The 11,268-nt window shown below is 71.4% G+C and carries 12 protein-coding genes; 6 read left to right on the forward strand and 6 right to left on the reverse strand.

Annotation, left to right across the window (positions count from 1 at the left end):
- Window positions 1-5: 5 nt before the first annotated feature.
- Together ACWGJ2_RS03030 and ACWGJ2_RS03035 are read right to left on the reverse strand one after the other, a co-directional pair.
- A complete protein-coding gene (locus ACWGJ2_RS03030; protein WP_453344169.1) occupies window positions 6-1,037 on the reverse strand; it encodes a zinc-binding dehydrogenase in 1,032 nt (343 codons plus the stop codon).
- Window positions 1,038-1,220: 183 nt separating this feature from the next.
- Entirely contained in the window at window positions 1,221-1,757 is a 537-nt protein-coding gene (locus tag ACWGJ2_RS03035; protein ID WP_453344170.1) for a hypothetical protein, read from the reverse strand.
- A 304-nt stretch (window positions 1,758-2,061) separates the two neighbouring features.
- On the opposite strand from ACWGJ2_RS03035, the gene ACWGJ2_RS03040 reads away from it, so the two are divergent.
- Window positions 2,062-3,012: a GlxA family transcriptional regulator gene (locus tag ACWGJ2_RS03040; protein ID WP_453344171.1), complete on the forward strand. Its 951-nt coding sequence runs from the start codon at window positions 2,062-2,064 to the stop codon at window positions 3,010-3,012.
- Window positions 3,013-3,063: 51 nt separating this feature from the next.
- Here the strand turns inward: ACWGJ2_RS03040 and ACWGJ2_RS03045 are convergent, their stop codons facing one another.
- Window positions 3,064-3,573 carry a DinB family protein gene (locus tag ACWGJ2_RS03045; protein ID WP_453344172.1) on the reverse strand — a complete coding sequence of 170 codons (510 nt, stop codon included), beginning with the start codon at window positions 3,571-3,573 and terminating at the stop codon, window positions 3,064-3,066.
- Window positions 3,574-3,780: 207 nt separating this feature from the next.
- Between ACWGJ2_RS03045 and ACWGJ2_RS03050 the strand changes: the two genes are divergently transcribed.
- Window positions 3,781-4,695, forward strand: coding sequence for an SDR family oxidoreductase (locus tag ACWGJ2_RS03050; RefSeq protein ID WP_453344173.1), 915 nt, complete (start codon window positions 3,781-3,783; stop codon window positions 4,693-4,695).
- A gap of 16 nt (window positions 4,696-4,711) precedes the next feature.
- On the opposite strand, the gene ACWGJ2_RS03055 is transcribed toward ACWGJ2_RS03050, so the two are convergent.
- The gene (locus ACWGJ2_RS03055; protein ID WP_453344174.1) at window positions 4,712-5,374 is read right to left on the reverse strand and encodes a TOPRIM nucleotidyl transferase/hydrolase domain-containing protein; all 663 of its coding nucleotides are present in this window, start codon (window positions 5,372-5,374) and stop codon (window positions 4,712-4,714) included.
- Window positions 5,375-5,658: 284 nt separating this feature from the next.
- Here ACWGJ2_RS03055 and ACWGJ2_RS03060 point away from each other — a divergent pair, with 284 nt between their 5' ends.
- Window positions 5,659-6,333, forward strand: a complete 675-nt coding sequence (locus ACWGJ2_RS03060; RefSeq protein WP_453344175.1) for a hypothetical protein — start codon at window positions 5,659-5,661, stop codon at window positions 6,331-6,333.
- Between the two features lie 201 nt (window positions 6,334-6,534).
- On the opposite strand, the gene ACWGJ2_RS03065 is transcribed toward ACWGJ2_RS03060, so the two are convergent.
- Complete coding sequence (locus ACWGJ2_RS03065) at window positions 6,535-7,542, reverse strand: AraC family transcriptional regulator (protein WP_453344176.1); 1,008 nt, start codon at window positions 7,540-7,542, stop codon at window positions 6,535-6,537.
- 73 nt (window positions 7,543-7,615) lie between these two features.
- On the opposite strand from ACWGJ2_RS03065, the gene ACWGJ2_RS03070 reads away from it, so the two are divergent.
- On the forward strand, window positions 7,616-8,596 hold the full coding sequence (locus tag ACWGJ2_RS03070) for an SDR family NAD(P)-dependent oxidoreductase (RefSeq protein WP_453344177.1): 981 nt from the start codon (window positions 7,616-7,618) through the stop codon (window positions 8,594-8,596).
- A 23-nt stretch (window positions 8,597-8,619) separates the two neighbouring features.
- On the opposite strand, the gene ACWGJ2_RS03075 is transcribed toward ACWGJ2_RS03070, so the two are convergent.
- Window positions 8,620-9,402, reverse strand: coding sequence for a class I SAM-dependent DNA methyltransferase (locus ACWGJ2_RS03075; RefSeq protein WP_453344178.1), 783 nt, complete (start codon window positions 9,400-9,402; stop codon window positions 8,620-8,622).
- A 187-nt stretch (window positions 9,403-9,589) separates the two neighbouring features.
- On the opposite strand from ACWGJ2_RS03075, the gene ACWGJ2_RS03080 reads away from it, so the two are divergent.
- Together ACWGJ2_RS03080 and ACWGJ2_RS03085 are read left to right on the forward strand one after the other, a co-directional pair.
- A complete protein-coding gene (locus ACWGJ2_RS03080; RefSeq protein WP_453344179.1) occupies window positions 9,590-10,033 on the forward strand; it encodes a spore-associated protein A in 444 nt (147 codons plus the stop codon).
- A 220-nt stretch (window positions 10,034-10,253) separates the two neighbouring features.
- Window positions 10,254-11,063, forward strand: a complete 810-nt coding sequence (locus tag ACWGJ2_RS03085; protein WP_453344180.1) for a pectate lyase — start codon at window positions 10,254-10,256, stop codon at window positions 11,061-11,063.
- Window positions 11,064-11,268: the final 205 nt, after the last annotated feature.

Raw genomic sequence — 11,268 nt, forward strand, 5'->3', positions numbered from 1 at the left:
CGCGGTCACCCGCCTCGGCCGACCGCGACCGCACCCGGCATCACGGCCCCCGGCATGAACAGCCCGACCTTGGCCGTGCCGTTGCCGTGGGCCCGCGCGGCGGCGAACGCGGCCGGTGTCTCCTCCAGCGGATACATGTTCTCCAGGCAGTGGTCCACGGTGACGGCGCCCGTGTGGATGGCCTCGACGGCGGCACGGAACGAGACGAGTCCGGGTTCGGACTGGGTGCCGTTGGCCCACGCCATGGTGAGCGCCTTGCGGAACGCCCGCTCGACGGGGAAGGGCGCGTCGCCCTTGCGTTCGGGGTAGCCGAAGAAGCCGACGGTGCCCCGCTCGCGGGCGCACTCGACGGCCGCGGCGCGTGCCACGTCGTAACCGGCCGCCTCGATGACCAGATCGGCGCCGACGCCGCCCGTCGCCGCGAGCGTCGCCTCGACGACGGACGCGCCGGGCTCCAGCACGGTGCGGGCGGCGCCGAGGCGGTCGGCGAGCGCGAGACGGTCCGCGTTCAGGTCGGAGACGAGCACCTCGATGCCACGCGCGACGAGCTGCTGGAGGTGGAAGAGCCCGGCGGAGCCGGCGCCGATGACCACCGCGCTGCGGGGCACGAGCCCGTCGGACAGTGTGGAGCAGGGCAGGAACTTCTTCATGGCGTAGATCGTGGTGCCGAGTTGCTGTGCGAGCAGCGAGCGGCGCAGATCGGCCCCCTCGCGCAGGGGGACGACGTGTGTGGCGTCGACGGCCTGGTACTCGGCGAAGCACCCGCCGCGCGTGCCGTACGGGACGGTGAGGACAGGTGTGCCCGCCGCGATGCCTGGTGCGCGGCTGTCCACCACATGGCCGACTCCCTCGTGCCCCGGATAGCCGGGCCGGTTCAGGAAGTCGTCGTCGTGGAAGCCGTCGTAGACGACGTGGAGGTCGGAGCCGCAGATCGCCGCGTACCTCATCTCGACCAGCACCTGGCCTGCGCCTGGCACGGGCAGCGGGAAGTCCCGCACCTCCACGACGCCGGACCGGCTCAGGCTCGCGGCCCGCACGGCCCCGCCCCGTGTCCCCTGCGGCCCCCGGGCACCGGAGGCCGCACACGCTTCGTCCCGTCGTTGCTGGAAGGCTCGCTCATCGCACCGCTCTCGGTCGGGGCGCCATCGGGGCCGTACGGCGATTCTAGGGCGACGGGCGGCCCCGGCGGCTCTGATGGTCCTGGCGGCTCTGGCGGCCGGTCACGCTCCCGTCGTCGAGCCCGGCCTGACGATCATCAGTACGGTCACCACGGCCCACAGCAGGTTGAAGACGCCGGTGAACATGGCGAGCCGCGCGCTCGCGCCGCGTTCCGTGGGCGGTGTGCCCGCGTCGAGCTGGTCGAGCAGTGCCTCCTGACGGGGCAGTACCACCGCTCCCAGGACCACGGCGGCGAGCAGGGTGAGGACGATCGAGACGATCAGCCAGGTGTCACCGAGTACGCCGAGGCTGCTGGCCGTGGCGAACCCGAAGACGGGCACCGCCAGCCCGATGACGGCGTAGACGCGGCAGATCCGGTGCAGCACATGGACGGTGGCGCCCGCGCCCGCACCCGCGCCCGCACCCGTGTCTCCGGCACCGATGTCTCCGGCACCGGTGCCGCTGGTGTCGGCGCCGACGGGGAGGAGAGCCGCCGCGGCACGGCGGAAGGCTGCCGGGAACATGCTGGCGGCCACGGTCACGGGACCGATCGCGATGATGGCGGCGAGGACGTGCACGGAGAGCAGGAACTTCGTCATCGGCGCGCACCCGGCCCCGTCGTCCCGGCCACCACGGCGCGAGCGGCGCGGGTCGGCGGCGCTGCCCTGCCATGGGTGCTCTCGACGGGCGCGTACGCGGATGTGCGTGCTGACATGTGTGGTTGCTTTCTCACGCAGGAACAGGTCATCGGTGTCTCCGTGAGCATGCTAAGCCGGTCCCGCCCCTCGCCCCATGGGCTGGACCGCCACATACCAACGGATTCTCGCCAGCGCCGTGACGTGCGACGATGCGGCACATCCGCCTCGTACCGCCGCTGGCGGGAAACCGTTTACTGTGGGCCTCATGCATACGGTGGCGATCCTGGTCCTGGACGATGTCGTCCCCTTCGACATGGCGACACCCATCGAGGTGTTCGGACGCACCCGCCTGCCCGACGGCCGCCGCCCGTACACCGTGCGGCTCTGCGGGCTCACTCCGGAGGTGCGCGGCGAGGCGTTCACCATGCGCCCGCCGTGGGGCCTGGAGGCGCTGGCGGACGCGGACACGGTCATCGTGCCCGGCTGCGCCGAGACCGCGCCGCCCCCGCCGCCGGAGGCACTCGACGCGCTGCGCGCCGCCGCCGCTTCGGGCACCCGCATCGCGTCGATATGCAGCGGAGCGTTCATCCTCGCGGCTACGGGCCTGCTGGACGGGCTGAGCGCGACGACACACTGGCTGGGGGCGCGGGCGCTGGCCGAGCGGTTCCCGCTGGTCGACGTCCGGCCGGACGTGCTCTACGTCGACAACGGCCAGTTCCTCACCTCGGCGGGCGCCGCCGCCGGTCTCGACCTATGTCTGCACATGATCCGCCGCGATCTGGGATCCGCCGTGGCGGCCGACGCCGCGCGGTTGTCGGTCATGCCCCTGGAACGGGAGGGCGGGCAGGCCCAGTTCATCGTCCACGAGCAGCCTCCCGTGCCACGGGGCTCGCTCCTCGAACCGGTCCTCGCCTGGATCGAGGACAACCTCGGCCAGGACCTCACCCTGGAGGCCATGGCGGCGCGGTGCGGGATGAGCGAGCGCACCTTCAGCCGCCGGTTCCGTGAACAGACGGGCACCACACCGTTGCAGTGGCTGCTGCGGGCCCGGGTGCGCAGGGCGCAGTTCCTGCTGGAGACCACGGAGTACGGCGTCGAACGCATCGCCGCGCAGTCGGGGTTCGGCTCGCCGACGGCCTTCCGCGAGCGCTTCAAGCGCGTGGTGGGCCTCACCCCGCAGGCGTACCGGGCCTCGTTCCAGGCGCAGCCCTCCTGAGCCGACGGCGACGGGCCACCGGCGTCGGCTCAGGCGGACTGCGCCGTCGGCTCAGGCGCCCACCGTTCCGTCGACACCCTCCCGCAGGAAGTCCGCGTGCCCGTTGTGGCGGCCGTACTCCATGAGCACGTGCACCATCGCCATCCGCAGTGACACCTCCTCGCCCCACCGCGGCTGGTACCCGGCACGGTCCAGCGACCCGGCCTCCCGCTCGATCCGCCGCGAGTGCGCCACCTCGGCCTCCCAGGCCCCGAACGCCTCCTCACGGGTCGACGCGCTCGCGTCGTACGCCGCCTGGAAGTCGGTCCTGTCGGACCAGACCAGGGGCACGTCGTTGTCCTCGAACACCCGGCGGAACCAGGCGCGTTCCACCTCCGCCATGTGCCGCACCAGGCCGAGCAGCGACAGCGTGGAGGGCGGCATCGACCGCTGCCGCAGTTGCTCGTCGGTGAGCCCTTCGCACTTCATGGCGAGGGTCGCGCGGTGGTAGTCGAGAAAGGCCCGCAGTGTGTCGCGCTCGCTTCCCGAGCGGGGCGGTCCTGTGCGGTTGTCGGTGGTCACTGCTCGTCCTCCTCGTCCGTGTCCGTAAGCGGTGTCAGTATCCACCGCCATCACGGCCCGCCCCCGTCCACTCCCGTCACCTCGGAGCACCGCACGTCACCTCGGAAAACCGCCCGGGAAACCCGACATGAGGTGTCGGGATTCCCGGTGACCATGGTCCTCACGCCGCACGAGGGTGCGGCACGGACCGGACAGGGAAGGACACACATGTCCGCAGCACTGGAGGGCAAGGTCGCCCTCGTCGCGGGGGCGACGCGCGGGGCAGGCAGAGGGATCGCGGTCGAGCTGGGGGCGGCCGGGGCCACCGTCTACGTCACCGGCCGGAGCACCCGGGGCCGACGGTCGGAGTACGACCGCCCGGAGACCATCGAGGACACCGCCGACCTGGTGACCGAGGCAGGCGGCCGGGGCATCGCCGTCCCCACCGACCACCTCGTGCCCGCCGAGGTCCGCGCGCTCGTAGGACGGATCGAAGCGGAGGAGGGGCGACTGGACGTCCTGGTCAACGACATCTGGGGCAGTGAGCACCTCTTCGCGTGGGACTCGCCCGTGTGGGAGCACGACCTGGACAAGGGGCTGCGGCTGCTGCGCCTCGCGGTCGAGACCCACGCCGTCACCAGCCACCACGCCCTGCCCCTGCTGCTGCGCGGGGAGAGGGGCCTGGTGGTCGAGATGACCGACGGCACCGCCGAGTACAACCTGGACACCTACCGGGTCTCGTTCTTCTACGACCTCGCCAAGACCGCCGTACTGCGCATGGCCTTCTCCCTCGGCCACGAACTGGCTCCGCGCGGCGGCACGGCGGTGGCGCTCACCCCCGGCTGGATGCGCTCGGAGATCATGCTCGACCACTTCGGGGTGACCGAGGAGAACTGGCGCGACGCGGTGGCGAACGAACCGCACTTCTGCATGTCCGAGTCCCCCTCCTTCGTCGGCCGGGCGGTCGCCGCGCTGGCCGCCGACCCCGAGGTGGGGCGCTGGAACAAGCGGTCGCTGTCCAGCGGCGGGCTCGCACAGGTCTACGGCTTCACCGACCGGGACGGCAGCCGCCCGGACTTCTGGCGGTACATGGTCGAGGTCCAGGACCCGGGCAAGCCCGCCGACGCGCACGGCTACCGCTGACCAGTACACACACGCGTCAGATGTGGCCGAGCAGCCGCTCCAGCGGCTCGGGGACGTGCGCCGGATCCAGTGCCTCCACGAGGGAGCGCGCGTAACGGGCCTTGCGACCGCCGAGGCTGCCCATGAAGCGCCGCAACTGGAGTTCGACGGCCCGTCCCCGATGCGCAGGCTGCTTCTGGAGGGTGCGGAACGCGCGCAGTTCCCCCTGCTCCTCGACCACGCGCTGCACGGTGGCGGCGCCGAGTGAGCGGATCAGTTCGTCCTCCAGGTCGGCGACGCACACGTAGAAGCCCAGCCGCTCCAGCCCGCCGCGCGCACGCGGGGAACCGAGACCGGCGCGGTCCAGCGCACGGCGGAAGAAGGCTTCCTCGCCCGCGTCGCACAGGCCGGCGAGCGCGACGTCGAGCCCCTGCGGGCCCAGCAGGGCGAGAAAGCGGCCGATGCTCGTCGCGCCGCCGAGCGGGACGACGCAGATGCCCTCGGCTGCGAGGTCCCTGCCGTGCCGCGCGGCCAGGGTCTCCAGCGCGACCTGGTCGCTGAGCCCTTCGACGAGCACGAACCGGCGCAGGCCGCTCTCCGACACCAGCTCCCGCGTGACCGTCGCGCCCCGCTGTGCTTCCGCACCACCGGCCGCCCACTCGACGGCGGCGGCACGCAGCCGCGTCATCTCGTCGTCCATGCGCGTGAGTGTCGCAGCCGGGGCCGTGACATGACACCGGATATCCCCGGCGCCGAGCGGGACTTCCTGTCGTGCGTGCCGTGCTTCCCGCGCGCGTTCCGCGTTCACGTGTGGGTGTTTCCCGTTCTCGTGCGAGTGTGCGGCATGGTTTCGGGAAGGCGGTCTTTCACGTGGTCACACCGCACACCGCGCACACACCTCCTCGCACACGAGGACGTCACGTACGCACTGTGTGGAGTACCATCCGCCACCAGCAACCGCACAGATCCCGAAAGTGAGGCGTCATGCCGGAAACCGCCAAGGACACCACCAACTTGAAGTCCCAGTACGCCTCCCAGGTGACCTCGGACCTGGAGCACAACGAGCGCGAGCAGCAACGTATCGGTGAGGAAGTGACCGCCCTTCAGGAGCAGTTGCGCGGCCTTGAGGAGGACCACGCCCTGCTGGTGGAGATGCGGCAGGCACTCGGCGGCGAGCAGACGGCCGCCGCACCGCGCGCCAAGGCTTCGGGCTCCGCCGCATCGCGCAAGGGCGCCAAGCTTCCCAAGGCGCGCAAGTCCAAGGACGACGCGCAGCCCGCCAAGCCCAGGGGCACCGCACGCACCGCCAAGGCCAAGGAGACCGCGAGCACGGCGGGCGCGGCCGGGAAGAAGAAGCCGGGCGCGGCCAAGTCCCGTGCCACCTCGGCCCGCTCCGCAGGTCAGCCCACTCTCCGCGAGCTCGTCGCGGGACACCTCAGCGGGCTGAGCGAGCCGCGCTCAGCGGCCGAGATCACCACGGCGCTCACCCAGGCGCACCCGGAACGTAAGTTCGGAACCACTGTCGTACGCAACACACTCGAAGCACTCGTCGCCAAGGGCCAGGCCGACCGCAGCAAGCAGAACAAGTCGGTGTTCTACTCCGCCACCACTCCCGTCGCGGACGCGCCGAAGCAGGAGGACACCCCCGCCGCCATCTGACGCACCATGCCGGGCATCCGCTCACACCGGCACGCCCGGTACCCCCGGTACCCGGCACACTCGGCACGTATCGGGGACGGGCCCGTCCCGCCCTCCCCGGTCCGAGCCGGGGCACTCTGCCGTGCTGGAGGACGGCAGCGACGGCGCAGCTCCTGCTCCGGGCGCTGTGCGCTGTGGCAGCCGTGGCGCAGCAGATGGCGGTCACGAGACACCCCTGAGCCCGCCCGTCGCAGCCCCGTCCCGGCCCTGCCGGTCCCTGCCGCCGGGCCCGGCGCCTTCCTCGCGGACGCGTTTCCTGTACCGCAGCGGCGGTTCCCCGACCTCGCGTCTGAACGCGGTGCTGAAGGCGCTTTCCGACGAGTAGCCCAGCTCCGCGGCCAGCGCGCCGATGTGTCCGTCGCCCTCCCGCAGGGCGCGCTGTGCCAGGAGCATGCGCCAGTGGTGGAGGTAGGTGAGCGGCGGTGTGCCCGCCACCTCGCGGAAGCGGGTGGCGAATGCCGTACGCGACATGGACGCGGCGCGCGCCAGCGTCTCCAGCTTCCAGGCTCTGCCCGGTTCGGCGTGCATGAGGGCCACCGCCGCGTGCAGCCGCTCGTCGGTCAGCACCCGCAGCCGGCCCGGGGGAAGAGCGGCCCGGCCGAGGTGGACGCGCAGCATGTCGAGCACCAGGAGCTGTCCGTGCCGGCGGATGGCGAAGGCGGAGCCGACGCGGTCGCAGGCCACTTCGTCGAGGAGCTGGTCCAGCCTGGCGCGCAGGGGGACGGTGGTGGTCGCGGCCCGGACATGGCCCACAGGTGGCAGTGCGTGCAGGAGCAGCGCCTCGCCGATCGCGTTGAGGACGATGTGGCCGCCGAGAAGTGTGTCGGTGCCCGCCTCGTCGACCGGGAAGGCTGTCGCGCCCTCCACGTCGATCTCGTGCGGGTCCTCGTCCTCGGGGCCTCCCCATACCTCGAGCCAGGTCCGGTTGTTCAGGATGGCGACGTCGCCGGGTTCGAGGTCGAGCCGGCGGGCGGCGCCGCCGGAGCCTTCGGAGCCGTCAGGGCCACCGGCGGTCAGCCGGGCCCGGCCGCGGGCGACCGCGATGAATTTCAGACGGTGTGTGAGGTGGCGATCGCGGGCCACCCACGCGCCACGGGCGGTGAAGCCACCTGTCATCAGAGCGCGGATCTCGATGAGGTCGAAGACCTCGGACATCGGGTCGCTCAGCATGTCTGAACGATCGCGAAGAAAACGTGAACTGTCACTTATTCACCGTACGCGCCCCGGCTCCTAGCGTGGTCGCATGAACCAGAAACAGCGCCCTCTCGGATCCGGCTTCACCGCGGCCTCGACAGCCGACGAGGTTCTCACGGGCATCGATCTGACCGGCAAGAACGTCGTCATCACCGGAGGCCATGCCGGAATCGGCCTGGAAGCCACCCGCGCCCTGGCCGAGGCCGGTGCGCACGTCGTCACGGCCTCGCGCGATCCGGGCAATGCCGCGCGGGCCCTGTCCGGGATCGGGAACGTCGAGGCCGACCGGCTGGACCTCCTCGACCCCGCGTCGATCGACGCCTTCGCCTCACGCGTCCTCGGCACCGGCCGACCGCTGCACATCCTCATCAACAACGCCGGTGTCCCCGCGCCCGACGAGCGGACCGTGGAAGCACGCGGCTACGAGGTGCAGTTCGCGGCCAACCACCTGGGCCACTTCCACCTGACCCAGCGCCTGCTGCCCGCGCTGCGCGCCGCCGGCCGCGCCCGCGTCGTCAATGTGACCTCCGGCGCCCAGCGGATGTCCGGCATCCGCTGGGACGACCCGCACTTCGCCTCCGGCTACGACAAGAACCTCGCCTACGCCCAGTCCAAGACGGCCAACGTGCTCTTCTCCGTCGAGCTGGACCGCCGTTGGGAACAGCACGGCATCCGCGGCTACGCCACACACCCCGGCATCGTCGCCGGTACGAGCCTCAACAGCTCAGCGGGGCAGGAGCAGTTACGGGCCATGGGGCTGATCGACGCGGCGGGTCGTCCCGTCATCGACCCCGAACGCGAGAAGAAGACACCGCGGCAGGGGGCCGCCACCCTCGTGTTCGCGGCCACCAGCCCGCTCCTCGACGGCATCGGCGGGGTGTACCTGCGGAACAGCGACATCTCGGAACTGGACGACGAGGTCAGGCCCTTCGACCCGGCACACCCCGTGTCCACCGCCATGTCGCACTCCCTCGACCCGGACTCCGCCCGACGGCTCTGGGAACTGAGCGAAGAACTGCTCAAGGCGTAGCCGGCCCGGCTCCCCCGCCCGCGTCAGTCGGCGGGCTTCTCCCAGACCGAGACATGGCCGGTGCTCTCGCTGGTGAACGGGGCCCGCGACCACCCCTCCCACCGGGCGCGCAGCCGCAGCCCGGCGAGCCGCGCCATCAGATCCAGCTCGGACGGCCACACGTACCGGAACGGGAAGAAGTGGTACTCGGGGCATCCGTCGGTGAGCGTGACGTAGTGGGAGGCCGTGGCCTGGGTGGCGACGTCATAGGTGTCGAACGCCCACGCCTCCGGGCCGATGTGGAACGGCACGGCGTTCTGCCCCGGTGGCAGCCGTCGCAGATCGGGCACGCCCACCTCGATGACGAAGGCGCCACCGGGCCGCAGGTGCGCCGCCGCGTTGTGGAAGCAGGTCACCTGGGCGTCCTGGGTCGTCAGGTTGTTGATGGTGTTGAAGACGAGGTAGACGACGGCGAACGCACCCGCCCCCGCACCCGTGTCCACGTCCACATCCACGCCGGGGCCCGGCACCCGCGTCGTCGCGAAGTCGCCGACCGTCACGCCGATGGCGTCGCCGCCGGGTTTGGCGCGCAGCCGGGACAGCATGGCCCGGGACATGTCGATGCCGTGCACCGGCACACCACGCCCGGCCAGTGGCAGGGCGATACGGCCCGTGCCGATGCCGAATTCGAGCGCGGGCCCGTCCCCCGCGAGGGCGGCCAGCACATCGACCGCGGGATCCACCGCTTCCGCGCTGAACATGTCCGGCGACGACTCGTCGTAGGTGGCCGCGATACTTTCCCCAAAGCAACCGTCCTCATCAGGCATCCCGGGACCGTACCGTCGGCACTCCCCCGAGCGCGCCCCATTTTCCTGGGAGGGGGCAAGCACGCCGCGCATTGTCCGCGTTTCGTCACACACGCAGCTCCCGTACAACGTGCCCCGGTGCCGACCGGTCGTACCCAGTGGCGTCAGGACGCCACCGTGTGCACCACCACAACGGAAACGGGGAACCATGAAGCTCACCCGACGCGCGGTCACCGCCGCGGCCGTCACCGCCGCCACCGGCTGCGGACTGCTCCTCTTCACAGGTCCGCAGGCTCAGGCGGCGGCCCGTGCCGGCTACAACGGCGCCTGCGGAAGCGGCTACAAGGTCGTCAACTCGGCGCCCATCGGCACATCAGGCACCGTCTTCCTCACCTACAACTCCAGCATCGGCACCAACTGCGTCGTCACCGTCCGGAACACTCCGGGCGACCCGGTCTTCATGGTCGCCAGCCTCATCACCAGTGACGCCATCGACCCGAAGCCGGAGGAGGACATCGGCGAGTACCGCTCGTACGCCGGTCCCGTCTACGTGGACGCGGCGGGCAAGTGCGTCAACTGGGGCGGCGTCATCGGCGGGGAGGGCGTCTCGCGCGTCGGCACCAACTGCGGGGCCCTGGCCGCCGACCGCTGACCGCCCATAGGGGGCCGGGGTTCACCGGCGAAGAAATTCCCGGAACACCCGGCAACCTATCCCGCTCCCGCGGCGACGAGGAGACACGGACAGCGCAACCGTCCGGACGTCACGTGCCCCGGCGAAGGACACCGGAGGCCCGGCCGCACCGGCCGGGTCCTCCCCCTCCGCGGGGCACGGGCGTGACCCCCGTCTTCCCCCTCCCCACAAGGAGCCAACGATGACCAGCCTCCACCGCAGGCGCCTCACCAAAAGACAGCGGATCATCACGGGCAGCGGCCTCGGCGTCGGCGCCCTCGTTCTCGGGGCGCTGGCCTCCGGGCTGACGATGTCGTCCGCGTCGGCCGCGACATGGCCCTCCCCCAACGGCTCCGAGGGCGTCAGCGCCACCAAGAGCATCAGCGGTACCGTCGACGGCGGCATGAAGCGCTACTACGGGACCGGGGACCTGGGCGGCGACGGCCAGGACGAGGGCCAGGACCCGATCTTCAAGCTGGCCGACGGTGCGACGCTGAAGAACGTCATCATCGGCGCCCCGGCAGCCGACGGTATCCACTGTTCCGGTAGCTGCACCCTCCAGAACGTGTGGTGGGAGGACGTCGGCGAGGACGCGGCCACCTTCCGGGGCAGCGGCGAGACCTACACGGTCAGCGGCGGCGGTGCCCGCAAGGCCGCCGACAAGATCTTCCAGTTCAACGGCGGCGGCACGCTGAACATCTCCAACTTCGCAGGCCAGGACTTCAAGACCTTCGTGCGGTCCTGCGGCAACTGCTCGACCCAGTACAAGCGCACCATCAGCGTCAGCAACACGGAGATCACCGCGCCCGGCAGCGTCATCGGCGGTATCAACACCAACTACGGTGACTCGCTGACCCTGCGCGGCATCACCATCGTCGGGGACAGCAGCAAGAAGATCGTGCCGTGCCAGAAGTACATCGGGAACGACGACGGCGACGAGCCCACCAAGAACGGCTCGGGCCCCGACGGCACGTACTGCAAGTACAGCACGTCGGACATCACCTACAGGTGACGCCCGTCCGACGGCAACCCGGTGGTGAGTGACTGGGTGAGTGAGTGAACGGTGACGCGGAAGTGAGCTGAGGACGCGTCACACCACCGTCGTGGGGGGGGGGGCCCCCCCCCGGCGCGGGGGGGGCCCACCCACCACACCCGGGCCCCCGCGGCGGGGGGCGGGGGGGCGGCCGGGGGGCGCCCCCCGGGGGGGCACCCGGCGG

The sequence above is a fragment of the Streptomyces sp. NPDC054796 genome, from assembly GCF_053611545.1.